The sequence below is a fragment of the Thioalkalivibrio sp. ALE12 genome, assembly GCF_000381105.1.
Taxonomy (GTDB): Bacteria; Pseudomonadota; Gammaproteobacteria; order Ectothiorhodospirales; family Ectothiorhodospiraceae; genus Thioalkalivibrio.
The window spans coordinates 69175-94673 of record NZ_KB905910.1 but is presented as its reverse complement, the minus strand read 5'-3'; the positions used below and the strand labels follow the sequence as shown (position 1 = coordinate 94673).

Annotated in this window: 22 protein-coding genes; 19 read left to right on the top strand and 3 right to left on the bottom strand. The window is 67.9% G+C overall.

The features are described from left to right. The first annotated feature begins 26 nt into the window (after window positions 1-26). From F614_RS0110195 to F614_RS0110105, 19 genes are all read left to right on the top strand, one after another. Window positions 27-2273 carry a methyl-accepting chemotaxis protein gene (locus tag F614_RS0110195; protein WP_019558837.1) on the top strand — a complete coding sequence of 749 codons (2247 nt, stop codon included), beginning with the start codon at window positions 27-29 and terminating at the stop codon, window positions 2271-2273. Window positions 2274-2293: 20 nt separating this feature from the next. Further along, window positions 2294-3115 carry a protein-glutamate O-methyltransferase CheR gene (locus F614_RS0110190; RefSeq protein WP_019558836.1) on the top strand — a complete coding sequence of 274 codons (822 nt, stop codon included), beginning with the start codon at window positions 2294-2296 and terminating at the stop codon, window positions 3113-3115. Continuing rightward, window positions 3115-3738, top strand: a complete 624-nt coding sequence (gene cheD, locus F614_RS0110185) for a chemoreceptor glutamine deamidase CheD (protein WP_018878442.1) — start codon at window positions 3115-3117, stop codon at window positions 3736-3738. Before F614_RS0110190 ends, cheD begins: the two co-directional genes overlap by 1 nt. After that, a complete protein-coding gene (locus tag F614_RS0110180; RefSeq protein ID WP_019558835.1) occupies window positions 3739-4818 on the top strand; it encodes a chemotaxis response regulator protein-glutamate methylesterase in 1080 nt (359 codons plus the stop codon). It begins immediately after the preceding gene. Window positions 4819-4829: 11 nt separating this feature from the next. Then, window positions 4830-6029 (top strand): methyl-accepting chemotaxis protein, encoded by a 1200-nt coding sequence (locus tag F614_RS0110175; RefSeq protein WP_019558834.1) that lies wholly within the window; start codon window positions 4830-4832, stop codon window positions 6027-6029. A 111-nt stretch (window positions 6030-6140) separates the two neighbouring features. After that, window positions 6141-6446 carry an STAS domain-containing protein gene (locus F614_RS0110170; RefSeq protein WP_018866661.1) on the top strand — a complete coding sequence of 102 codons (306 nt, stop codon included), beginning with the start codon at window positions 6141-6143 and terminating at the stop codon, window positions 6444-6446. Between the two features lie 8 nt (window positions 6447-6454). Further along, complete coding sequence (locus F614_RS0110165) at window positions 6455-8233, top strand: SpoIIE family protein phosphatase (protein ID WP_019558833.1); 1779 nt, start codon at window positions 6455-6457, stop codon at window positions 8231-8233. Continuing rightward, window positions 8230-10389, top strand: a complete 2160-nt coding sequence (locus tag F614_RS0110160) for a bifunctional diguanylate cyclase/phosphodiesterase (RefSeq protein WP_019558832.1) — start codon at window positions 8230-8232, stop codon at window positions 10387-10389. The genes F614_RS0110165 and F614_RS0110160 overlap by 4 nt, the downstream gene beginning before the upstream one ends. Window positions 10390-10661: 272 nt before the next feature. After that, the gene (locus tag F614_RS0110155) at window positions 10662-11381 is read left to right on the top strand and encodes an SDR family NAD(P)-dependent oxidoreductase (protein WP_019558831.1); all 720 of its coding nucleotides are present in this window, start codon (window positions 10662-10664) and stop codon (window positions 11379-11381) included. Between the two features lie 434 nt (window positions 11382-11815). After that, complete coding sequence (locus F614_RS0110150) at window positions 11816-12019, top strand: cold-shock protein (RefSeq protein WP_018873518.1); 204 nt, start codon at window positions 11816-11818, stop codon at window positions 12017-12019. Window positions 12020-12367: 348 nt separating this feature from the next. Further along, a complete protein-coding gene (gene murJ / locus F614_RS0110145; RefSeq protein WP_019558830.1) occupies window positions 12368-13948 on the top strand; it encodes a murein biosynthesis integral membrane protein MurJ in 1581 nt (526 codons plus the stop codon). A gap of 54 nt (window positions 13949-14002) precedes the next feature. After that, on the top strand, window positions 14003-14965 hold the full coding sequence (gene ribF, locus F614_RS0110140) for a bifunctional riboflavin kinase/FAD synthetase (RefSeq protein WP_019558829.1): 963 nt from the start codon (window positions 14003-14005) through the stop codon (window positions 14963-14965). A gap of 33 nt (window positions 14966-14998) precedes the next feature. Then, entirely contained in the window at window positions 14999-17845 is a 2847-nt protein-coding gene (gene ileS, locus F614_RS0110135; protein ID WP_019558828.1) for an isoleucine--tRNA ligase, read from the top strand. Continuing rightward, window positions 17845-18348, top strand: coding sequence for a signal peptidase II (gene lspA, locus F614_RS0110130; protein WP_018876656.1), 504 nt, complete (start codon window positions 17845-17847; stop codon window positions 18346-18348). Before ileS ends, lspA begins: the two co-directional genes overlap by 1 nt. 14 nt (window positions 18349-18362) lie before the next feature. Beyond that, complete coding sequence (locus tag F614_RS0110125) at window positions 18363-18797, top strand: peptidylprolyl isomerase (protein WP_018876657.1); 435 nt, start codon at window positions 18363-18365, stop codon at window positions 18795-18797. A 26-nt stretch (window positions 18798-18823) separates the two neighbouring features. After that, a complete protein-coding gene (gene ispH, locus F614_RS0110120; RefSeq protein ID WP_018866652.1) occupies window positions 18824-19774 on the top strand; it encodes a 4-hydroxy-3-methylbut-2-enyl diphosphate reductase in 951 nt (316 codons plus the stop codon). Between the two features lie 179 nt (window positions 19775-19953). Continuing rightward, the gene (gene purU, locus F614_RS0110115) at window positions 19954-20808 is read left to right on the top strand and encodes a formyltetrahydrofolate deformylase (RefSeq protein ID WP_018878433.1); all 855 of its coding nucleotides are present in this window, start codon (window positions 19954-19956) and stop codon (window positions 20806-20808) included. A 110-nt stretch (window positions 20809-20918) separates the two neighbouring features. Beyond that, window positions 20919-21764, top strand: coding sequence for a S1C family serine protease (locus F614_RS0110110; protein WP_038028714.1), 846 nt, complete (start codon window positions 20919-20921; stop codon window positions 21762-21764). Window positions 21765-21818: 54 nt separating this feature from the next. Beyond that, window positions 21819-22778 (top strand): hypothetical protein, encoded by a 960-nt coding sequence (locus F614_RS0110105; RefSeq protein ID WP_018876660.1) that lies wholly within the window; start codon window positions 21819-21821, stop codon window positions 22776-22778. A 406-nt stretch (window positions 22779-23184) separates the two neighbouring features. Here the strand turns inward: F614_RS0110105 and F614_RS0110100 are convergent, their stop codons facing one another. Genes F614_RS0110100 through F614_RS0110090 form a run of 3 tightly spaced genes read right to left on the bottom strand, consistent with a single transcriptional unit; the run spans window position 23185 to window position 25492 of the window. Beyond that, window positions 23185-24291: a nucleotidyltransferase family protein gene (locus tag F614_RS0110100; RefSeq protein ID WP_018876661.1), complete on the bottom strand. Its 1107-nt coding sequence runs from the start codon at window positions 24289-24291 to the stop codon at window positions 23185-23187. After that, window positions 24288-25193: an HprK-related kinase A gene (locus tag F614_RS0110095; RefSeq protein ID WP_018876662.1), complete on the bottom strand. Its 906-nt coding sequence runs from the start codon at window positions 25191-25193 to the stop codon at window positions 24288-24290. The genes F614_RS0110100 and F614_RS0110095 overlap by 4 nt, the downstream gene beginning before the upstream one ends. Continuing rightward, on the bottom strand, window positions 25190-25492 hold the full coding sequence (locus F614_RS0110090; protein WP_018876663.1) for an HPr-rel-A system PqqD family peptide chaperone: 303 nt from the start codon (window positions 25490-25492) through the stop codon (window positions 25190-25192). Before F614_RS0110090 ends, F614_RS0110095 begins: the two co-directional genes overlap by 4 nt. Window positions 25493-25499: the final 7 nt, after the last annotated feature.

Genomic DNA, 25499 nt, shown 5'->3' with positions numbered 1-25499 from the left:
GCCGCGAGCCAGGGAGAACACGGGCCATGACGACACGCAAACGCAACAAGCTGGGCAACGACCCGCTGGGCTGGATGGACCCATCCAGCGCGGCCCGCGAACCGGGCTCCGACGAGGCCCCGAGCGAGCGCCCGGCTTCGGACGAAGCCGCCCCCGAAACCAAGTCCGGCCCGAAAACCGAGACGCCGAAAACCAACAAACCCGCCCGCCGCCGCAACTCGGCCGCGCGCCATACGAACAAGCCAAGCGAGGACACCCCCATGGCCGCCAATCCGCAAACCGACGCCCCAGAAACCGACCCGAACGAGATGATGGACGGCCGCTTCATGCGTGCCGCCTGCGAGGGGTCGCAAATGGCGGTGATGATGTGTGACGACGATATGAACATCATCTACGCCAACGAGGCGGTCGTCAGTCTGCTGCGGAAACGCCGCCACATCCTGCAGCAGCACTTCCCGAGCTTCGATCCGGACAACCTCGTGGGACAGTCGATCGACCAATTCCACAAGGACCCGTCACATCAGCGCGCCATCCTGTCGAACCCTGCACGCATGCCCTACACCGCCGAGATCGAGGTCGGTGGACTCGAATTCAAGCTGCAGGCATCCGGGATCACCGATGACAACGGCAGGATCATCGGCAGCATGGTCGAGTGGCAGGACGTGACGGAATGGAACGAGGCGGACCGCGAGCGCGCGCGCTTTGCGGCCGCGATCAACGGCGCCTCGTCCTCGCTCATGATGTGTGACGAGAACATGACCATCACCTTCGCCAACGCCGCCCTGACCGCGATGTTCCAGAAACACCGCGAGGCCTTCACCAAGGCGTTTCCAGGCTTCGACCCATACAACATGGTGGGTCAGTCCATTGACCAGTTTCACTCGGTCCCGTCGCATCAGCATTCCATCCTGAAGGACCCGTCCAGGCTGCCGTACGAAACCGAAATCAGCCTGGGCGACCTGCGCTTCTGGATTAACGCGACCGCGATCATCGACGACGACGGCAATTATGCCGGCAACATGCTGGAGTGGCGGGATGTCACCGAGATGCGGACCGCCGAGGCCGAGATCGATACCCTGATCCGCGACGCGGCAAGCGGCAACCTGGGCGAACGCCTGGAGACCGAGCGCTACAGCGGATTCACCCAAAGTATCGCCGAGAGCCTGAACGAGCTGCTCGACGCCGTCGTCCCGCCGGTGCGCGAGGGCTCTCGGGTGATGCAGGCCATGGCCGAGGGCGATCTGAGCGTGCGCATGCAGGGCGAGTTCCGCGGCGAATTCGCCGAGTTCCGCGACGCCATCCACACCTCGCTGGAGAACCTCGACCAGCTCGTGGGGCAGATCCTCGAAGGCGCGGGCAACGTCCGTTCGGCCTCGGCCGAGATCGCCCAGGGCAATACCGACCTGTCCCAGCGCACCGAGGAACAGGCCTCCTCGCTGGAGGAGACCGCCTCGTCAATGGAAGAGATGACCTCCACGGTCAAGTCCAACGCGGACAACGCCAAGCAGGCCAATCAGCTCGCCAGCGCCGCCCGCGACAAGGCCCAGGAAGGCGGCGAGGTGGTCGACAAGGCCGTGACCGCGATGGGCGAGATCAACCAGTCCTCGAAGAAGATCGCCGACATCATCGGCGTGATCGACGAGATCGCATTCCAGACCAACCTGCTGGCACTGAATGCCGCCGTGGAAGCCGCCCGCGCGGGTGAGCAGGGCCGCGGCTTCGCGGTGGTCGCCACCGAGGTGCGCAACCTGGCCCAGCGCAGTGCGCAGGCCGCCAAGGAGATCAAGACCCTGATCAACGACTCGGTGGAGCGCATCGGCGAAGGCAGCAAGCTGGTCGACAACTCCGGCAAGGCCCTGGAGGACATCGTCGACTCGGTGAAGAAGGTCTCCGACATCATTGCCGAGATCGCCGCGGCCAGCGAGGAGCAGTCCACCGGCCTCGACGAGATCAACAAGGCCGTGACCCAGCTCGACGAGGTGACCCAGCAGAATGCCGCCCTGGTCGAGGAGGCCGCGGCCGCCAGCGAATCCCTGGACGACCAGTCGCGCGAACTGCTGGAGCTGATGAGCTTCTTCAAGGGCGAGCAGGCCGCGGCCGCCGGGCAGGCGATGAGGCAGCCGAGTGCCCGTCCAGCCCCGGCGGGCGCGCCCGCCCAGAGCGGCGCCTCCGCGCTGAAGCGGCCCACCTCTGCCAGTGGCAACGCCGCCAGCAAGCGCCCGGCCCCGGCCCCCTCGCGCCAGGAGGCCTCCGAAGAATGGGAGGAGTTCTGAGGATGGAGGCTCGATGCTAGATGGCCGCCTCCGATCGCCTGAGCGAGCGCGACTTCCGGCGCGTGGCGCGCCTGACGCAGGAACGCACCGGGATCATGCTCAACGAGAGCAAGAAGGAGCTGGTCTTCAGCCGGCTCTCGCGGCGGCTGCGCGTGCTCGGCCTGGATGCCTTCGACACCTACCTGGACCGGGTCGAGGGGGGCGACGAGGGCGAGCTGGAGGAGTTCATCAATGCGCTGACCACCAACCTGACCGCGTTCTTCCGCGAACCGCACCACTTCGAGATGCTGGGCGGCCCGGTGCTGGAGGAGCTCCGGCGGGCCAACCCAACCGGCCCGCTGAAGGTCTGGTCGGCCGGATGCTCCACCGGCGAGGAACCCTACTCCATCGCGATGACGCTGGCCGAGGCCCTGCCGTCGCCGGAGGATGTGCGCATCCTCGCCACCGATATCGACTCGCGCGTGGTCGCCCATGCCGATGCCGGGGTGTATGACGCCAAGCGCGTCACCGGCATCCCGCGGGCGCGTCAGAAACGCTGGTTGCTGCGCGGGACTGGCGCCAACGAGGGCCGGGTCAAGATCCGCGACGAGCTGCGTGGCATGCTGAACTTCCGCCAGCTGAACCTGTTCGATCCATGGCCCATGAAGGGCCCGCTGGACGTGATCTTCTGCCGCAACACGCTGATCTACTTCGACAAGCCGACACAGAAGCAGCTGGTGGAACGCTTTGCGCGCCTGCTGCGCCCGGAGGGCTACCTGTTCATCGGGCACTCCGAGTCGCTGTTCCGCGTGACCGAGGACTTCCGGCTGCTGGAGCAGACGCTGTACCGGAGGGCGGCCTGATGTCCGCCCTGCCGCAGCTGCACGATGGCGCCTTCGCGCACATCAATCGCTACTGGGACCGGGTGCACGCCTGCCCGGCCGCGAAGCTGTTGCCGGGGGAGTGCTACGTCTCGGTCTCCCCGACCGAACTGATCACCACGGTGCTGGGCTCCTGCGTGTCCGCCTGCGTGTGGTCGCCTACGGCCGGCATCGGCGGCATGAACCACTTCATGCTGCCGGACGGCGCCCGTGACAGCGGCTGGGGACCGGCGGTCTCCAATGCCACGCGCTATGGCACCCATGCGATGGAGTTCCTGATCAACGAACTGCTGAAGCTGGGCGCGGAGCGAAGCGACCTGCGCGTCAAGATGTTCGGCGGCGGCCGCGTAATGGCCGGGATGACCGACGTCGGTGCCGGCAATATCACCTTCCTGCGCCGCTTCCTGCGCGAGGAGAACCTGGACCTGGTCGCCGAGGACGTCGGCGGGCATTGGCCGCGCAAGGTCGTCTTCTTCCCCGCCACCGGGCGCGTGCGCATCAAGAAGCTCGTGGCCCTGCACAACAACACCCTGCTCGAGCGTGAGCAGGACTACCGCCGCCGACTGCAGGACGATCCCTTGCAGGGCGACGTGGAGCTGTTCTAGATGCCTGCCAATGCCAAGCCCATCCGCGTTCTGGTCGTCGACGACTCGGCCCTGATCCGCAAGCTGCTGACCGAGATCCTGTCGCAGGCCGCGGACATCGAGGTGGTCGCCGCCGCCTCCGACCCCTATGACGCGCGCACGAAGATCAAGCAGCACGAACCCGACGTGCTGACCCTGGACGTGGAGATGCCGAAGATGGATGGCATCACCTTCCTGCGCAATCTGATGCGCCTGCGCCCGATGCCGGTGGTGATGGTCTCCTCGCTGACCGAAGCGGGGGCGGATGTGACCCTGGAGGCGCTGGAGGTGGGCGCGGTGGATTTCGTCACCAAACCCAAGATGGATGTCTCGCATGCCCTGCAGGACTACGCCGACGTGCTGATCGACAAGATCCGCACCGCGGCCGGCATCCGCCTGCAGGCCCGCAGCGCGACCCCGGCAGCAGCGCCGCAGCGGCTCGCCTCCGCGGGCGCGGGGCGCTTTCGCACCACTGACCGGGTAATCGCCCTGGGGGCCTCCACCGGGGGTACGGAGGCCCTGCGCGAGGTGCTCACGGCCCTGCCGCCGGACGCCCCGGGCATCCTGATCACCCAGCACATCCCCTCCGGCTTCAGTCGCGCCTTTGCCGAACGCATGGACCGGAACACCGCGCTCAGCGTGAAGGAGGCCGAGGACGGCGACATCGTGATGCCCGGGCATGCCTACGTCGCCCCGGGTACCGACTACCACCTGCGTCTGGCGCGGGACGGCGCCCGCTACGTCTGCCGCCTGGACCGCAGCGGCCCCGTGAACCGTCATCGCCCCAGCGTGGACGTGCTGTTCAACTCGGCCGCAGAACAGGCCGGGGCCAACGTCATGGCCGCCCTGCTGACGGGCATGGGTGACGACGGGGCCCGCGGGCTCAAAGCGCTGCGCGAGGCCGGGGCCCACACCATCGCCCAGGACGAGAGCACCAGCCTGGTCTGGGGTATGCCCGGCGAGGCGGTCAAGCTGGACGCCGCCGACCAGGTGCTGCCGCTGGGCCGGATCGCCGCCGCGCTGATCCGCGATCACCGCAAAGCCGCCGCAGCCGGCGAATAGGAGCCACCGGAATGGACCACCGTATGCAATGGCTGACCCGTGACATCACCCAGAAGGGGCTGGCGCTCAGCCTCGCCGTTTTGCTCCTGCTCGGGGCGATCCTCGCCGCACTGAATGGGGCCGGCTGGATCGCTCTGGGGGCCGCAATCCTGGCCGGACTGGCGACCCTGATCACCGCAGGCGCGTATCTGCGCGGGCCGGCCCCGGCGGCCGAATCCAGCGCGGACATGACCGCGAGCCAGCCCACCGGCGGCGGCGAACTCTCCGACGCTCTGGACCAGGCGATGGGCTTCGAGCTCGACCAGCTGGAGGTGGAGATCGGCCGCCAGCGCGGGCTGATCGCCGATGCCGTGCAGGACCTGGGCACCAGCTTCAACGAGATGCACCAGATCGCCGGCCGCCAGATGGAACTGATGACCAGCGATGTCGCGCGAGAGGGCGCTGACGGGCAGGGTATGACCCACGCCGAGGTCATCACCGAACTGACGCGCAAGTCCGACGAGACCCTGCAGATGTTCATCGACACCCTGGTGCAGATCAGCCGGCAGAGCGTGGAGAGCGCCCACCACATGGAGGACATGAGCCAGCACATGGACGGGGTGTTCAAGCTGCTGGACAGCGCCGGCGCGATCGCCGGGCAGACCAACCTGCTGGCGCTCAATGCCAGCATCGAGGCGGCGCGGGCCGGCGAGGCCGGGCGCGGCTTCTCCGTGGTCGCCGAAGAGGTGCGCTCGCTGTCCCAGCGTTCGGCCACCTTCCACGACGATATCCGCGCGCAGATCGACCAGGCCCGCGAATCGATCAAAAAGGTCCACGGGACCGTACACGACATGGCCTCGCGCGACATGAACCAAAGTATGGGCGAGAAGGAACGCATCACCCGGTTGTTCGCCTACGCGCAGCGCGCCACCGACGAGCTCGAGGACCGCATCCGCGAGGAGGCCGAGCTGAGCGAGCGCATGAACCAGGCGGTCGCGACCGCCGTGCGCTCGCTGCAGTTCGAGGACATCGCCCGCCAGTCACTGGGCACCGCGGAGGAGGCCGTGGCACATCTGCAGGAGCTGCGAAGCATCCTGCACGAGGCCCGCTCTACCGAGGACGCGCGGGCCATGGCCACCCGCGTGCGCGAATGGCGCGAGCGCCGCCAGGAGACCTATCACCGCGCAGTCAACCAGCAGAACATGGGCACGGGGGATGTGGAATTGTTCTGAGGTTTTTCCGTCGAACCCCCGCGTACCCGATCGCGTACCCGATCGCGAATCCCGGGGCCGCGTACCAACTCTCACCGGGCATGAAGCCCGCCACAGCGCCAGGAACCGCATATGAGCATCGAGCAGTACACCTCCGACGACGGCAAGGAAGTCCGCATCCGGGTCAAGGGCCGGTTCGACTTCGAGCAGCACCAGGATTTCCGCGCCGCCTACCGCGACACCGGCGGGACCGGCGTGCGCTACATCGTCGACCTCGCCCATACCGAGTACATGGACAGCTCCGCACTCGGCATGCTGCTCCTGCTGCGCGAACACGCCGGCGGCGAGTTCTCCGACGTCAGCATCACCGGTGCCTCGGAGGGCGTGCGCAAGGTACTGGACATCGCCAATTTTGGCCGCCTGTTCCGCATCCAGTAACCGGCCCCGTGGACGACACCGCCCCCGAGCCGCGCTCGACCCCGCCCGGTGACCTGATCTCCGGCGAAGGCCGAGTACTGGTCGCCGACGACGACCCGCACAACCGGCGACTGCTGCGCATGATGCTGGTGGGCGCCGGCTACGAGGTGCGCGAGGCCTCGGATGGCCGGACGGCCCTGCAGGCCTGCCGGGAGCAGGCACCCGACCTGATCCTGATGGACGTGATGATGCCGGAGATGGACGGCTACCAGGCGACGTCCCGGATCAAGGCGGAGATGGGCGCGCACTTCATCCCGGTGATCTTTCTGACCGCGCTGGACGACGAAAACGCGCTGCTGCGGGCGATCGAATCGGGCGGCGACGACTTCCTTAGCAAGCCGCTGAACCTCGCGATCCTGAAGGCCAAGATCCACGCGATGGAGCGCCTGCGCGACCTGCACACTGGCCTGCAAAGCCGCAACGCCGCCCTGCTGCGCGCCCAGGCGCGCCAGGCCTGGGAGGAGGAAACCGCCGAGACCCTGTTCTCGCGCGCCATCACCCGCCGCAACCGCGGGCTGGACCGACTGCAGCTCTATCGCTGCGCGGCCTCCACCTTCAGCGGCGACGTGGTGCTGTCCGACTACACGCCCGACGGAGCCCTGCGCGTGCTGGTGGGCGACTTCACCGGCCACGGGCTGAGCGCGGCGATCGGCGCCTACCCGGTCAGCGAGACCTTCCACACCCTGACGGAGGCCGGCGTGGACGACCAGGAGCTGCTGCACGAGCTGAACCATGTGCTGCACGATTTCCTGCCGCCGGCGATGTTCATGGGGGCGCTGCTCGCCACCTTCTCCGCGGATGGCCGCCAGGTGCGTCTGTGGAATGGGGGCATGCCGGATGCCTGGCTGTGCAATACCCGCCAGGACCGGGTCCGGCGCATCCAGTCCCAGGCGATGCCCCTGGGTATCCTCGACCGGCTGGACCTCGACACCGGGGCGCGCAGCTACGAGCTCGACGACGGCGACTGGCTGACGCTGGTCAGCGACGGCGTCCTCGAAGCCACCGACATCGCTGGAACGGCCTTTGGCGAGGACGCGATCTTCCGCCACTGCCAGGCCAGCGAATCGGCCGGGGCCGCCTTCGAGCGCATCCGCAAGGCGCTGGATCTCCACTGTGGCGATCAGACCCCCGCCGACGACATGACCCTGGTCACCATCGACTGCAGCCCGGCGGTAGTGACCGAGAGCGAACGACCGCAGAGCCGCGAGCTTCGGGGCACGCTGCGCTGGTCCCTGGAGGCCAGCGACCAGCGCCTGGCCGAAGTCGACCTGGTCGGCGCGGCTCGCAACCAGCTCCGCGAATGGCTGCCGAATCTGGGGGGCGGGCACGCCGAGGCCCTGCAGACCGTGATTGCGGAACTGTGCAACAACGCCTTCGAACACGGCGTGCTGCGGCTGGACTCCGGCATGAAGGCCACGGTGGAGGGCTTCGAGCAGTACTATCACCAGCGCGCCGCGGCCCTGAGCGACATCCGCGGCCGGATCGCCCTCTCCCTGCGTTACCGCCCGCTGGATGGTCAGCACTGCATCCGCATCCGCGTGCGCGACAGCGGACCGGGCTTCGACCACCAGCGGATCCAGGAGGCCCTGGAGGGTCGCGGCGACCAGCGCCTGTGGGGGCGCGGACTGACCCTGGTGCGGCAGCTGTGCGAGCAGGTGCGCTATCACGGCAGCGGCAACCGGGTCGAGGCGGACTACCGCTGGCAAGCGGCGCCCGACGCCCAGCGCGAATCCGGCGATACGCCATGACCTACGCCCTGGAGACCCGTCAAAGCCCCGCCCCGCTTGATCTGGTGAACGCGCTGAGCGAGGCGATCCTCTTCGTCACGGCCGACGGCACCGTACGCTACGCCAACCCGGCGGCGGAACGCCTGTTCGGCACCACCGCCTGCAGCCTGGACGGCCGCAACCTGGCCCGCCTGATCACGCCGCGAGACCCGGCCTTCGACCTGCACGAGCGGCTGCGCGAGGCGACCCGGGCAGAGGGCTGGATCCCGCGGCGCGACCCGGTGGACCTGGTCCGCGAGGACGGCCGGCCCCGTCCCGCCCTGATCGACATCGGGACCTGCCAGCACGCCCAAGAGCCGCTGCAGTTCGCGGTCCTGCGCGAACAGCGCGCGGACCGACCGGACGACACACCGGAGCAGGCCGAACACCTGCGCGAGGCTATCGATCTGCTGACCCATCAGGTGCAGGAACGCATGCGCGCCGAGCAGGCCCTGCAGGACAGCCATCAACGCCTGCTGGCCGCACAGCGTGTGGCCCGCATCGGCCACTGGGACCTGGACCTGGAGACCGACGAGATCCACCTCTCGCCCGAGGCAAGCAAACTCTTCGGACATGGCGACCAGCCCCGCACCCTGACCCGCGAGGCCCTGGTGGAGGCCACCCATCCGGATGATCGCGCCGCGCTGGCATTCGCCCTGCTGCGCCTGGCCAACGGCCAGACCCACCGCTTCTCCATCCGGCATCGCCTGCTGCTGCCCCACGGCGAAGAGCGCTACATGCTGGCCGAAGGCGAACGCGCGGAGGAGACGCCCACGCGCATCCTCGGCATCCACCAGGACCTGACCGAGCGCGAGAAGACTGAACAGGCCCTGTTCAAGCTGGTGAATTTCGACGCCCTGACCGGCCTCCCCAACCGGACCGGGCTGCGCACCCGCCTGCGCGCCACCCTCGACGAGGCCGAGCGCCAGGGGGAACCACTGGCGGTACTGCTGCTGGACATCGACCGCTTCACCTCGATCAACAGCACCCTGGGACACGACACCGGGGACGCCCTGCTGAACGCACTGGCACAACGGCTGCAGCATCAGTTGCAGCCACGCGACACCCTCGCACGACTGGCCGCGGACGAATTCGCCCTGGTCCTGACCGCGATCGCGGACCCGGCCGAGGCCCGTGATCGCGCGCAGGCCATCCTGCAACACTGCGCCGACCCGTTCGCTCTGGGGGATGGCCAGCATGTGGCGACGATCAGTGCCGGCGTCAGCCTGTTCCCGCAGGATGCACGGGGCAAGGACGACCTGCTGCGCCATGCCACCAGCGCCCTGCACGAGGCCAAGAACGCCGGCGGCAACACCTGTCGCTTCTACACGCAGAGGCTGAACACCCAGGCGCGCGAGCAACTGGAACTGGAGCAGGGGCTGCGCACGGCGCTGCGCCAGTGCGAGTTCGAGCTCCACTATCAGCCGCAGACCGGCCTGAATCGGGGTGACACGGTCGGCATCGAGGCCCTCGTCCGCTGGCGCCACCCGGAGCGCGGGATGATCTCGCCGGCGGATTTCATCCCGCTGGCGGAACAGACCGGGCTGATCGTGCCGATCGGCGACTGGGTGCTGCGCACCGCCACGCAACAACTGGTGGAATGGGACCGCAAGGGCCTGCCGGCGCTACGCCTGGCGATCAACCTCTCTGCGCGCCAGTTCGCCGACCCCAACCTGCCCGAGCGCATCCTCGAGACGCTCCAGGCAGCCGGGATCGCCCCCGAACGCCTGGAGGTGGAGGTCACCGAGAGTGTCTTGGTCGAGGACATCGACGCGGCCGCGGCCATGCTCCAGCGCCTGGTGCACCTCGGGGTGTCGGTGGCTATCGACGACTTTGGCACCGGGCAGTCGTCCCTGCGCTACCTGCGGCGGCTGCCGCTGACCACGCTGAAGATCGACCGCGAGTTCATCTGGGGCATCGGCAACGACCCGGACGACGAGGCCATCACCCGCGCCATCATCGGCCTGGGCAAGACCCTCAAGCTGCGGGTGCTGGCCGAAGGCGTGGAGACCGAGGAGCAGCACCGCTTCCTGCGCGAGATGGGCTGCGACGAGATCCAGGGCTTCCTGCTCGGCCGCCCGATGCCGGCCGCCGACCTCGAACGCCAGTGGCGCGAACGCCCCCGTACACCGGGGTAGACCTTCTTAATTCACCACGAAGCACCCGAAGGCACGAAGAAGGGCAAGGGCGGTTCACAGGAAGACGGGAAGTCTGGAAGGGTTTTGATGGGTACTGGATGGGCGGCCGAGGCATATCCGAGAAGTCCGGCATAGCACTCGCGCTTCATCCGATATCCCTCTTCCGGTCTTCCCATCTTCCTGTGCAAATGCTCTTGACCTGGCCCTTCTTCGTGCCTTCGTGCGCTTCGTGGTAGACAATTCAGACATTCGGAATCTCGAAGGAGAGCGATATGCAGGACGGCCGTTTTGGTTCGGCGCTTGTGACCGGCAACTCCAGCGGGCTGGGCCTGGGGCTGACCCGGGTACTGCTGGAACAGGGCGCAAACGTCTATGGCATGAGCCGTCGCGGCTGCCCCGAGGCCGGGGTCAGCGGTGACGAGCGGGTGGACCTCGGCGACTTCACCGCCACCGGGGCCGCGATGGAACGCCTGCTGCAGGGCGTGGACTCGCTGGACCTGGTGGTGCTCAACGCGGGGCTGCTGGGCCACATGCAGCGCATGCAGGACGCGCCGATAGACGAACTGCGCCTGCTGATGGACGTAAACACCTTCGCCAACAAGGTGATCCTGGACGCGCTGCTGAAGCACCGCGTGCGGGTTGGCCAGATCATCGCCATCTCCTCCGGCGCCTCGGTCTCCGGACATGCCGGCTGGAGCGGCTACTCGCTCTCCAAGGCGGCGCTGAACATGATGATGCAGCTCTACGCCCACGAATTCCCGCAAGAAACGGCGATCAACGCCTTCGCCCCGGGCCTGGTCGATACCGCCATGCAGGACTACCTGTGCGACGAGGCCGACCGCGAAAGCTTCCCGGTCCTCCAGCGCCTGAAGGCCGCGCGCGGCACCCACGACATGCCCAACCCCGAGGACGCCGCCCGCGCGATCCTCGACGTCCTGCCGCGCCTGCACCAGACCACCCGCGGCAGCTTCGTCGACATCCGCCAGCTCTGACGCAGCGCCGTCCCAGCCACCCAAAAGATCAAGGACGGGTGACAGGAAGACGGGAAGATCCGAAGGGGGATCGGGCTGAAGCGTTGAGGGCAGGGCTGACGGGCAGGGGCATGCACCGACATCCAGCCCCCTGTCCGTACCCAATCAATAATTCTTCCGACCTTCCCGCCTTCCTGTGAACCGCCCTGGCCCTCCTGCGTGCCATCGTGCGCTTCGTGGTGGCCCCCGGCGTGCGGAAAATCGGCGCTGCAGCGCCAAAAAAAGTTCATGGAGGGGCGTTGGATTTTGCCGGGGATGGGGCGTATAGTCGAAAGCGTGATTCGCGGTTGAGCGACAACACTAGGAAGTTTCTAGTTTCTGAACCAGTGCTCCCGTTGATCTGTTGGCAGCATGCCGCGAACACATTTGTTAGTTACATGAAGAGGTTACAAGTTGTGAATACTGGTGTTGTGAAGTGGTTCAACGAGAGCAAGGGTTTCGGTTTCATCACCCCCGATGATGGCGGCAAGGACGTGTTCGTCCATTTCTCCGCGATCAACGGTTCGGGTTTCAAGACCCTGGCCGAAGGCCAGAAGGTCTCCTTTGAGATCCAGGAAACCGCCAAGGGCCTCGCCGCCGGCGAAGTGACCGCCATCTAAGGCGCCACTCCCATGGCTGACGGCTCCTTCACTGGACCGTCCAAGAAGGCCGCCTCCGGGCGGCCTTTTTCGTGCCTGACGCCCTGTATTAACCACGAAGAACGTCAAAAGCGTTTTACAGGAAGGCGTGAAGACTGGAAGAGGGACTGGGGTGGGCATACAGGGCAGGCCTGACGGTCCGAGCATGCCACGAGCCCTCAGCCAGTACCCGCACCCAAATGACCCTTCCTGTCTTCCCATCTTCCTGTGAAACGCTCTTGATTTGACCCTTGCTCGTGGCGAAGGCGGCGGTCCGGTGCGGGTGATTCAAGTACACTGCGGGGCTTTCCCGTCGGCCGCCCGCACGCGATGAACCGCCTGTTCCGCTCCACCGCCGTTGTCAGTGGCATGACCATGATCTCCCGGATCATGGGCTATCTGCGCGACATGGTGCTGGCGGTCACCTTCGGCGCCGGCCCCGCGACCGACGCCTTCTTCGTCGCCTTTCGCATCCCCAATTTCCTGCGCCGGCTGTTCGCCGAGGGGGCCTTCAACCAGGCCTTCGTGCCGGTGTTCGCGGAGTTTCGCGAGAAGCGCGGGCGCGAGGCCCTGCGGGATCTGCTGGACCACACCGCCGGCACCCTGATGACCGTCGTCACCGTGGTGACCCTGATCGGGGTCCTGGCCGCGCCGGCGCTGATCTGGGTATTCGCCCCGGGCCTGGGCACCCAGGAGGCCGGGCGCGAGGACCTGGCCGCCACCATGCTGCGGATCACCTTCCCCTACCTGCTGTTCATCTCGCTGACCGCAATGGCGGCCGGCATCCTCAACAGCATCGGGCGCTTCGCGGTGCCGGCGTTTACCCCGGTGTTCCTGAACCTGGCCCTGATCGGGGCCGCGCTGTGGCTGGCTCCGATGTTCGAGGAACCGATCATGGCCCTGGCCTGGGGCGTATTCATCGCCGGGGCGTTGCAGCTCGCCTTCCAGATCCCGTTCCTGTTGCGTGCCGGCCTGCTGCCGCGGCCGCGCTTCCGGCGCGCCCACGAGGGCGTGCGCCGCATCGTCAAGCTGATGCTGCCAGCAATCCTCGGGACCTCGGTGGTCCAGATCAACCTGCTGGTGGACACCCTGATCGCGTCGTTCCTGGTCGCCGGTTCGATCTCCTGGCTGTACTTCGGTGACCGCTTCGTGGAGCTCCCACTGGCCCTGTTCGGTATCGCCATCGGCACAGTGATCCTTCCGCGCCTGGCGCGGCAGTACAACCTGGCGGACCCGGCGGCCTTCAACCGCACCCTGGACTGGGCCCTGCGCCTGGCGATGCTGGTGGCACTGCCCTCCATGGTCGGGCTGGTCGTGCTCGCCGTGCCGATCCTCGCCACGCTGATCCAGTATCAGGCCTTCACCCAGTTCGATACCTACATGACCGCGATGGCGCTGGCCGCCTACGCCCTGGGCCTGCCCGGGTTCATCCTGATCAAGGTCCTGGCGCCCGGCTTTTTCGCCCGCCAGGATACGAAGACCCCGGTGAAGATCGCGATCATCGCCATGCTCTGGAACATGGTGCTGAACGGCGCCTTCGTGCTGCCGTGGTATCTCTCCGGCACCCCGGGGGCGCACGCCGGGCTCGCGCTGGCCACCGCGGCCTCGGCCTACATCAACGCCGGGCTGCTCTACCGCGGGCTGATCCGCGAGGGCATCTACCAGCCGGGACCCGGCCTGCGCCGGCTGCGCCTGGGGCTGCCGCTGGGGCTTGCCGCGATGATCGGCGTGCTGGTCTGGCTCTCGCCGGAGTTCGGGCAGTGGACCGAGTGGTCTATCGATACGCGCCTGCTGGCACTGGCCGGCCTGATCCTCGCCGGAACCGCGACGCTGGCCGCCACGCTGTGGCTGGCCGGGCTGCGCCCGCGTCACCTGTTGCTGCGCGAGTCCGCGGATCACGCGGATCAATGATGTCCGGGATGGCTACGGCGGGTTATACTCGCGGTTTTGCGCGGGATCGGGGCGATGCGGCTGATACGCGGCCTGGGGCCGGCCGACAGCAAGGCGTTCGAGGCGGCCGGGCTGCACGGCGCGGTGGTGACCATTGGCAACTTTGATGGTCTGCATCGTGGCCATCAGGCTGTTCTGGGGCGCCTGCTCGAGGCGGCGAAGGATCACCAGGCGCCGGCGCTCCTGATGACCTTCGAACCGCTGCCGGGCGAGTACTTCGGCGCGCGGACCCAGGCCCCGGCTCCGCCCGGGCGCCTGCAGCGGCTGCGCGACCGCCTGGTGACCCTGAGCGACAGCGCCCTGGACGCTGTCTGGATCCTGCGCTTCGACGCCCATCTGGCCGGGCTTTCGGCCGATGCCTTCATGGAAGAAGTCCTGCACCGGCGGCTGGGTGCCCGGCATGTGCTGGTCGGCGACGACTTCCGCTTCGGCCGCGGGCGCGAGGGGGACCAGGCCGCCCTGCAGACCGCTGGCCGACGCCTGGGCTTTACCGTGGAATCCACCCCGACGGTGCGCGATGCCGAAGGCCGCATCAGCAGCACGCGGGTGCGCTCCGCCGCCGTCGCCGGGGACTTCGCCCGGGTGACCGAGCTGCTCGGCCGGCCCTACCGCCTGCACGGCCGGGTCGCGCATGGCGACAAACGCGGGCGCACCATCGGCTTCCCCACCGCGAACCTGCGCCTGGGGCCCTGGCCGCTGGCGCTGCGCGGGGTGTACTCCGGCTGGCTGCGACGCGCCTCCGGCGAGTCCCTGCCGGCGGTCGCCAATATCGGCTGGCGCCCAACCGTGGACGGCACCGAACAGCGCCTGGAGGCCCACGTGCTCGAGGGCCAGCCCGACCTGTACGGCGAGGCCGTGTGCTTCGAGCCGGTCGCGCAGGTGCGCGGCGAACAACGCTTCGAGGGCCTGGAGGCGCTGCGCGCACAGATCGCGCGCGACGTCGACGCGGCCCGCATGCAACTCTCCGAACTCGACTGAAACCGGCCCGCAGGGCCGATCCGGAACTCGCTCATGGCACGCAAACCGGCACCGCCGAATCCCTACAAGGACACCCTCAACCTGCCCGAGACGGCCTTCCCCATGCGCGCCGGCCTGGCGACGCGGGAGCCCGAATGGCTGGAGGCCTGGAAGGCCGAGGACCGCTACCAGCGCCTGCGCGAGCACTGTGCCGGGCGGCCGCGCTTCGTGCTGGCGGACGGCCCGCCCTACGCCAACGGCTCGATCCATGTCGGCCACGCGGTCAACAAGATCCTCAAGGACGTGATCGTGAAGAGCCGCACCCTGGCCGGCTTTGATGCGCCCTACGTGCCGGGCTGGGACTGCCACGGCCTGCCGATCGAGCTGAAGGTGGAACAGAACCTGGGCAAGGCCGGGCGCGACGTGGATGCCGCGACCTTCCGCAAGGCCTGCCGCGAATACGCCCAGGAACAGGTGGACGGCCAGAGTGCGGACTTCCAGCGCCTGGGCGTACTGGGCGACTGGGACCACCCCTACCTGACCATGAACTACCAGGTGGAGGCGGACACCGTTCGCGCGCTGGGCACGATCTTCAAGCGCGGCCACGTGCAGATGGGCGAGAAGCCGGTGCACTGGTGCGTGGACTGCGGCTCGGCCCTGGCCGAGGCCGAGGTCGAGTACGAGGACAAGATCTCGCAGGCGATCGACGTGCGCTTCCGCGTGGTCGACGACATCGACTTCCTGCGCCGCTTCGACGGCATCGACGGCTCGCGCGGCCCGATCAGCGTGGTCATCTGGACCACCACGCCGTGGACCCTGCCGGCCAACCAGGCGGTCGCCCTGCACCCGGAACTGAACTACGCCCTGGTGGAGCTGGAGCACGAGCGCATCCTGCTGGCGGAGGACCTGGTCGAGGACTGCCTGGCCCGCTATTCGCTGGGCGAGGGCCGGATCGTCGCCCGCGCCAAGGGCCAGGCGCTGGAAGGCCTGATGCTGCGCCACCCGTTCCTGGACCGCGAAGTCCCGCTGATCCTGGGCGACCACGTAACCACCGAGACCGGTACCGGCGCGGTGCACACCGCCCCCGGCCACGGCCAGGAGGACTACGCGGTCGGGTTGCAGTACAGCCTGCCGGTGGAAAACCCGGTGGGCCCGGACGGGCGCTTCCTGCCGGACACCCCGCATTTCGCCGGCGAGAACGTGCACCAGGCCAACGGCCATGTGATCGACGTACTGAAGGAACACGGCGCGCTGATCGTGGCAGTGAAGTTCGAGCACAGCTATCCGCACTGCTGGCGCCACAAGACGCCGATCATCTTCCGCGCGACCCCGCAGTGGTTCATCAGCATGGACCGCGCCGAGCTGCGCGCGGATGCACTCAAGGCGATCGCCGACACCCGGTGGATGCCGAGCTGGGGCCAGGCCCGCATCCACGGCATGGTGGTCAACCGTCCGGACTGGTGCATCTCGCGCCAGCGTAACTGGGGCGTGCCGATCCCGTTCTTCGTGCACAAGGAAACCAACCGCCTGCACCCGCACACCGCGGAGCTGGTCGAGGCGGTCGCGCAGCGCATCGAACAGGAAGGCATCGAGGCCTGGTTCCAGCTGGACCCGAAGGAACTGCTGGGCGACAAGGCCGACGACTACGTGAAGCTGAACGACACCCTCGACGTCTGGTTCGACTCCGGCGTGCTGCACTCCACGGTGGTGGAGAAGCGCCCGGAACTGGGCGAGCTGCCGGTGGATCTGTTCCTGGAGGGCTCCGACCAGCACCGAGGCTGGTTCCAGTCCAGCCTGCTGACCAGCGTGGCCATGCGCGGCGAGGCGCCCTACAAGGCGGTGCTGACCCACGGCTTCACCGTGGATGAAAAGGGCGAGAAGATGTCCAAGTCGCGCGGCAACGTGGTCGCGCCACAGGAGGTCGTCTCCACCCTCGGCGCGGACATCCTGCGTCTGTGGGTCGCGGCCACCGACTTCTCCGGCGAGATGGCGATCTCCAAGGACATCCTCGACCGCACCGCCGATGCCTACCGCCGCATCCGCAACACCACGCGCTTCCTGCTGGGCAACCTGAACGGCTTCGAGCCGGCCGAGCACGCCCTGCCGCTGGACGAGCTGCTGCCGCTGGATCGCTGGATCGTCGCCCGCGCGCTGCAGGTACAGGGCCAGGTCACCAAGGCCTATGACGACTATCTGTTCCACCAGATTTACCAGCGCGTGCACAACTTCTGCTCGGTGGAGCTGGGCAGCTTCTACCTGGACGTGATCAAGGATCGCCAGTACACCACGCAGGCGGATTCGCACGCCCGGCGCTCGGCGCAGACCGCGCTGTACCACGTGGCCGAGGCCCTGACCCGCTGGGTGGCCCCGATCCTGACCTTTACCGCCGAAGAGATCTGGGAGCTGCTGCCCGGCGAGCGGCCGGACAGCGTGCTGTTCGCCACCTGGTACGAGGGACTGGCCCCGCTGCCGGAGGACGCGACGTTCTCCGACGGTGACTGGGACCGCATCCTGGAGGTGCGCACCCACGTCGCCCGCGCGCTGGAACTGGCTCGCAACGAACAGGGCATCGGCGCCTCGCTGAATGCCGAGATCGACCTGCATCTGCCGGCCGACTCCGCGGCGCGCACGCTGCTGGAGCGCCTGGGCGACGAGCTGCGCTTCGTGTTGATCACCTCCGAGGCCCGTCTGGCCGAGGGCGCCGCCCCGGAAGGCGCGCATACCGCCGAACTGACAGACGGGACAGCGCTGGGCGTGGTGGTGCACAAGAGCGAACAGCCCAAGTGCGTGCGCTGCTGGCACCGTCGCCCGGATGTCGGCGAGCACGCGCAACACCCGGAACTGTGCGGGCGCTGCGTCAGCAACGTGGAAGGCCCGGGCGAGACCCGGCACTTCGCCTGATGCAACTGCGGGGTTCCGGTCTGGGCCCGGGGCTGCTGATCGCGGCCGCGATCGTGGTCGCGGACCAGGTCACCAAGATCTGGGCGGAACACGCGCTGACGCTGTTCGCCCCGGTCGAGGTGACGAGCTTCTTCAATCTGTCGCTGGTCTACAACCCCGGTGCGGCCTTCAGCTTCCTGGCCGGCGCCGGGGACTGGGGCCGCTGGCTGCTGACCGGCATCGCCGTGGTGATCGGGCTGCTGATCATCGGCTGGCTGGCCCGCCTGCCGCGCCGGGCGTGGTGGTCGGTGACGGCCCTGGGCCTGGTACTGGGCGGGGCCGTGGGCAACCTGATCGACCGAGTGCGCTATGGCGCGGTGGTGGATTTTCTCGACTTTCACTGGGCGGGCTATCACTGGCCGGCCTTCAACGTGGCGGACATGGCCATCGTGGTGGGGGCGATCACGCTGATCGTGGCGACCTTCATCGAGGGTGACCACAGCCATTCCGAAGACAAGCACTGAACACGGGAGCACGCATGACCACGGCCACCAAGGGCGCGCACATCGAGATGCACTATCGCCTGATCCTCGAAAACGGCTTTGTAGTGGACGGGACCGGCGACGAACCCATTACCCTGGAGATCGGCTCCGGCGAGATCCTGCCCGGCCTGGAGGACCTGTTGGTCGGCCTGGAGGCCGGCGACCACCGGGAATTTGCGATCGAGGCCGGCGTCATGTTCCCGTTCCGGGATCAGGCGGCGGTGCAACGCATGCCGCGCTCGCAGTTCCCGGACGACCTGCCGCTGGAAGTGGACTACATCTACGAGTTCAACAGCCCCTCCGGCGAGGCCGTTCCCGGCCGCATCGAGGCGGTGGAGGACGACACCGTGACGGTGGATTTCAACCACCCGCTGGCGGGGCAACACTTCACCTTCGAGGTGGATGTGGTATCCGTACGGGAGCCACAATAGGTCGCGACCGACCGCAGGAGAACACCATGAGTATCCAGGCCCAGCTCGCCAATCCGCGCGGTTTCTGCGCCGGGGTGGAACGCGCCATCGAGATCGTGGAACGCGCCCTGGAGATCTACGGCGCGCCGCTGTACGTGCGCCACGAGGTGGTGCACAACCGCCACGTGGTCGGCCGCCTGACGGATGCGGGCGTGCGCTTCGTCGAGGAACTGAGCGAAGTGCCCGACGGCCAGGTGGTGATCTTCTCCGCGCACGGCGTGCCGCGCCGCGTGCAGCAGGAGGCCGAGGATCGCGGCCTGACCGTGTTCGATGCCACCTGCCCGCTGGTCACCAAGGTCCATCTGGAGGTGGCGCGCTACGCCCGCGAGGGTCGCGAGGTCGTACTGATCGGCCACGCCGGGCACCCCGAGGTCGAGGGCACCATGGGCCAGTTCGACGACTCCCGGGGCGGCTGCATGATGCTGGTCGAGACCATCGCGGACGTCGAGAATCTGGAGGTTGCGAACCCGGACCGTCTGGCCTTCGTCTCCCAGACCACGCTGTCGATGGACGACACCGCCGGCATCATCGATGCCCTTACCGCGCGCTTCCCGAAGATCGAGGGCCCGCGCAAGATGGACATCTGCTACGCCACCCAGAACCGTCAGGATGCGGTGAAGGACCTGGCGAAGCAGTGCGACCTGCTGCTGGTGGTCGGCTCGAAGAACAGCTCGAACTCCAACCGCCTGAGCGAGATCGGCGCCCGCATGGGCGTAGCCTCCTACCTGGTGGACGGTGCCGCCGACATCGACCCCGCCTGGCTGGAGGGCAAGAGCCGCATCGGCGTCACCGCCGGCGCCTCGGCCCCGGAGGTCCTGGTCAACGAGGTGCTCGACTTCCTGCGCGGGCACGGCGTCGATACCGTCTCCGAACTCGCCGGCCGCGAAGAGACCATCACCTTCTCCATCCCCTCCGGCCTGCGCCGCGAATCCGCCTGAAAGGACGATCTACAGGAAGACGCGAAAACTGGAAGAAGGGATTGGGTGATGGCGCCCAGGACATGACAAGGGTTCGGGGCATACCCCAAGCCCCAAACCATGGCCCTCACCCCAAAAACCTTCCTGTCTTCCCATCTTCCTGTTAACCGCCCTTGACCTGACCCAGGACACCAGACCCGATGGATGATCGCCCCCGTTTTCGGCTGAGTATTCGCTGCCCGGATCAGCACGGAATTGTTGCGCGCATCGCCAACGCGATCGCCAACACCGATGGCTGGATCACTGAGGCAGCCCAGCACACCGACGCCGAGGCCGGCTGGTTCTTCATGCGCTGGGTATTCTCGCTGCCCGTCGATGCCGAGCCCGCCCTGCGCGAACGCCTGGACGAGCTGGCCCTCGATCTCGGCATGGACTGGTGGCTGGCGGGCGCCGAAACGCGACCACGTGTGGTCCTGATGGTCTCGCGCGAGCCGCACTGCCTCAGCGACCTGCTGGCCCGCTGGAGCAACGGCGAACTGCCGATGGAGATCCCGGCGATCCTCTCCAACCATCGTGACCTGGAGCCGCTGGCCCGGTGCTACGGCATCCCGTTCGAGCACATCCCCGTGCCGCGCGAGGACCGCGAGACCGCCTTCGCTACCCTGCAGGCGCGACTCGCCGAACTCGCGCCCGACGCCATCGTACTGGCGCGCTACATGCAGATCCTGCCGCCCGCGCTGTGCGACGAATACCCCGAACGCATCCTGAACATCCACCACAGCTTCCTGCCGTCGTTCGTCGGCGCACGGCCCTACCACCAGGCCTTCGCCCGCGGCGTTAAGCTGATCGGTGCGACCTGCCACTACGTCACCGAGGACCTCGACGCCGGCCCGATCATCGAACAGGACGTCACCCGCATCCGCCATGACGACGGCGTGCAGGACCTGATCCGCAAGGGCCGCGACGTCGAACGATGGGTCCTCGCCCGCGGCCTGCGCTACCACCTCGAAGGCCGCGTCCTCACCCACGGCAACAAGACCATCGTCTTCAACTGAACATTCGGCTTAACGCCTCCGCCGGCCACTACCCGCGTCACCTAACGCACTGCCACCACGATCGGAGACGCCTGGCCTAGACTTGGACCATCAACCGGCGGGGGTGGCCCATGAACAATACGACGAGCACGCGATCCGGCCTCTTGTCACCGGCCTCTGCGCCATGCACCCGCCCGCGCAAATGGCGGACGCTGAAGGCCCTGGCCGCGGCCAGTCTTCTGGCCCTTCTGGTCGTCCAGCCCCCGGCCGCGGCCGATGCGCTGCCCGACACCATCGAGCGCGTGAAACCCTCGGTGGTCAGCATCGCCACCCACCAGCCCGCGCGCAGCCCCCGGGCCCATTACCTCGCCACCGGCTTTGCGGTTGGCGACGGTAGTCTGATCGTCACCAATCACCATGTGATCCCGACGTCCCTGGATCACGAGAACCGCGAACAACTCGTGGTGGTCAGCGGCGAAGGCCGTGACACCTCCATCCACAGCGCGGAACTGGTGGCCCATTCGGCGGACGACGACCTGGCCCTGCTGCGGATTGCCGGGCCCCCGCTGCCACCCCTGCAGCTGGGATCCTCCGATGCCGTGCGGGAAGGCGAACAACTGGCCTTTACCGGCTTCCCGATCGGCATGGTCCTGGGCACCTATCCCGCGACCCATCGCGCGAGCGTGGCGGCGCGCACCCCCATGGCGATCACCGCCCGGCGCTCGAGCGAACTGAGCGAGGCGCGCATCCGGCAACTGCGGGCCGGCGCACCCATGGTGTTTCAGCTGGATGCCACCGCCTACCCCGGCAACAGCGGGAGCCCCGTCTACCGGATCGACAGCGGCGAAGTCGTCGGCGTGATCAATCAGGTCTTCGTCCAGGGCGGACGCGAGGCGGCGGTCGGCCACCCCAGCGGGATCAGCTACGCGGTGCCAGCGGACCGGATTCGTCCGCTGCTGGCAAACGCCCGGGAGTAACCCATCGACGCCCGCACACGTCACGGCAGGCCCTGCCCGGTAGAACGCACGCCCATGGCCGCGCCCCCTCTCGACGCCCCCCGCGTCTTTCGTCAGATCCACATCGACGTGGCGCGCAACGCCACCGATGACTTCAATCCGTTCCATGACGGCGACAAGTGGATGCGGATCCGCGGCAACCCGTTTGGCGGCCCGATTGTGCTGGGCTTTCAACTGGAATGCCTCGCCGAGGCCCTGATCACGCAGGTACGCCAGGCGGAGGGCGACAGCGGGAACATCCGCGAACGGCCATTCCGGAACTACCAGTTCACCTTTGCCGGGGCCCTGCGCCCGGACGAGGCCCTGACCACCGTGGTCAAGCCCACGAACCGGCGCATGGACGAGGCGGGACGGCCGCAACTGTCGAACCGCATCGCGATGCGCACATCCGGCGGTCTGGTGCTGCTGGGACACGTGCGCGACACGGCCACCCCCCGCGCGCTGCCGGACGCGGCACTGCCCCTGCCCGCGGGGTTCGACCTCGACCGGCTCGAGGACCGCCGCGAACTGCCGGACAACGGGTGGTTCCACAAGCGCAAGTTCATGACCAACAGCAACGCGAAGAATCTGCTGTCGGGTTCGCTCGTGCGCCAGGCGGACTACTTCGACGAGCTGGAGGACCGGGTCAACTTTCCCGACATGTTTCCGGCATCCCTGATCTCCTGCGCGCTGCTGGAGAAGGCCCATGCCGATGGCCACGATTTCTATCGCGACCCCATGATCTATACCGCGCATCACATCAGCGTCGACCAGCGTCTGGCGCGCGCCCTGCGCAGCGCCGATGCCCTGCATATGCTGGTGAGCCCGGCCGAACACGTGGACACCTCGGATCGCGGCCTGGCCGGCTCCGGGATGGCACAGCAGCGCTACCGCTGCCTCGGCCTGGTGGCCGGCCCACGCGTCCTGTTTCGCGCCGAGCTGCTCCTGGCACCCCTCGCCACTCTGGGCCTGGATGGAGACCCAGCCACCGCGTAAGGGCCCGCTGGTCGGGTAGACGGGCGGCGGTCGAGCTGCGGGTTCGGGAGCGCGCGGACCTCAGGGAGACGCTGATTGAATCGCACGTCCGCGCTCGAGTCGCTTTTGCGTGCGAACAAGGCGCGGTGACTGCCGTGCAGTCATTCTGCACAAGGGAACCGCAACGCCGTTCCCGCGCCCGTTTTTGATCAACAACGGGCGGCCGAGCCCCTGCTTTCAATGGCTTGTGGGGTTGGTGCCCCCCGATTCTGAATGAATATGGCCCGATCCTGCGTTGCGCCCCGAATCCATCCAAAACGGGCGGGTAGAACCACTACCCGCTGCACGACGCGCCTTGTCTCGGAACGTTTGTCTCGAACAACTGGGGGGGCACCAACGCGGACGTGCGATTCAATCAGCGTCTCCCTCAGGGTTCGGGCCGTTCCCGCTTCCCCTTGCGCTGGTCCTTGACCGCCTTGCGCACCAGATGAGGCAGGAGCAGGTGGAGCGGCATGCGCAGGTAGTGGGAACGCACGTACAACAGCCAGCGCGCGGCGCCGGACCCGACGCCATCGCAGCTCCAGTGATGGGGTATCAGGCCGCGCCGGAACAGCCCGTCCATCAGCCCACGCAGAGGCGCCGACGGGCGCGCGCGGGCCAGGGCCGCGAAGGCCGAATCGGGCACGGGGGTCTGCAGGAATTCGCGGCCATAGCGCAGGGCGTAGAAGAGCGGGCGTGCCAGATCCATCTCGAAGGCGCGCGCCGTCAGCCGCTCCCAGAAACCCGGATCCTCGGCCACAAAGTACCGCAGCAGCGCATCCAGATCGGCCAGGTCCCGCAGCCCGTTCTCCAGCTCGCCGTCGTGGAACAGGTGCGTCGCGCTGTGCAGGACCATGTCTACCGGAGCCGGGATATACACACCCGGGTGGTCGTCGAGCGGCAGCGCCGCCTGCCACAGAAGATCCGGGTCGGGATGCAGCCGCGCGGTCGGCGGCAGGATGGTGTGGTGCACGTCCAGCACGCTTTTGCGCTGGATATGCGTGAGCGGCGGCAGTTCGTGCATCCACTGGCGGTAGTACCGCTGGTCATAGGCATCGTAGCCCTCGCAGACCCAACCCTGGACAAACAGGTGCTGCTCCGCCTGCTCAATCCGCGCCTGCGGGACGAGGATGTCGACATCGGAGAACTGACGCCCCGGGGCGCAGGGCAAGCCCGCCATGACATAGGCAGCGCCCTTGAGCAGCATCATCGGGATCGCCTCGGGCGCCAGGGCCTCGTGGATCCGCGCCACCTCCCAGCGGACCATGGCGTGCTGACGGTCCGCCAGGACCCGGGCCGCGTGCAGGTGCCGTCGCGGCGCCGGTGGCACCTCGGGCAGTGTCCCGGCCTCCTCGATCAATGCATGCAGCCGCCCTTCCAGGGAGGCCACCCGCGCCACCCGCACCAGCAGGTCCCAGTCCGCCAGCGAAAGCCGCCCGGCCGACTTCGGAGCGCCCAGGACCGCGAGCAGTTGCGTCAGCGCGGAGGATGTCACGCGCCCCCCGCGGTCAGGTCGTTCAGCAGCCCCAGGGTGGCATCCAGATCTGCGTACTCGAGTTCGAGGCACGCACTCTGCTCGATCAGGTCGGCCGCGGCCTCGAAGCCCGCGGCCCCCACCACGCTGTAGTTGAACGACGACCCGACCAGCCGCTGCAGGGCCACGGCCCGGTCCAGCGGCGCAAGGTGGTCACGGCCCCCCGCGGCAAAACGCGGGAAGACCAGCCAGGCCGGTCGCGCCGGGTCGTGCATCTTCTGAATACTCGCATCCGGCGGTCTCAGATGCGCCACGGTCCCCTTGCTGGTGTCATGCGAGGCGGGCCCGATGACCGCCTGCGGGTAGCGCTCGCGGATCAGGTCAATGGCTGCATTCTTCAGGCTGACCGGGCGCGGCAGGGCCACCAGCTGCCCGTCCGTCAGGGAAAGCAGGGCGAATTCGTCCGACAGCAGGCGCCAGCCGGACAGGGTCAGCGCGGCGGTCAGCGTGCTCTTCCCCGCCCCCGGCTCGCCCGGCATCACCAGCGCCCGACCGTTACGTTCCAGCACCGCCGCGTGGATCATCAGGAAGTCGTGGGCGTGCTGGGCAATGCACCAGTTCAGTCCCCACTCGAACAGCGGGTAGGCGTGGGCCAGCGGGAGGGGGCGAAACGGTGATCGACCGTCGAGGAAGAATCGCGCCTGCGGGCGCCAGAGCCAGTGCAGACCGGAGGCCCGTGCGAGCGTGATGTGAAAATCGGCAAACGCCGCCTGTTCCGGCGGCAGCAACTGCCGGTCGTAGAACAGGGCCAGCGCGCGTTCGACCCGGTCCAGCCGCGAACGCAGCCGGACCACGAACGGGCCCACCTGAAGGGCCACCCCGGCGCCGCGCAGCCCCGCGCGCAGGTCTTCTGGGGCTGTCACGCGTCCCGCGAGTCCGCCGGATCACAGATCAGGTGATGCTCCCGCAACTGACTCAGGCCGGCCTGCATCGCATCCTCCAGCTCCCCCTCGGCGGCTTCGTAACGCTGTTCAAGGTACTCGAACAGGGCCGTCGGCGTCATCGGCCCCTCTTGCAGGGCCTGGAAGAGCTCGGTGAGGGGCGGTTGCAGCACGTGTGTCTCGCCACAGCGCTGATCAAAGACGACCACGGATTCGCCCCACGCCCGCACGTGAGCGACCGGCAGCGAAATCAGTTCGAGGGGTTCTTCGGGAACGGACAAGTGCGCC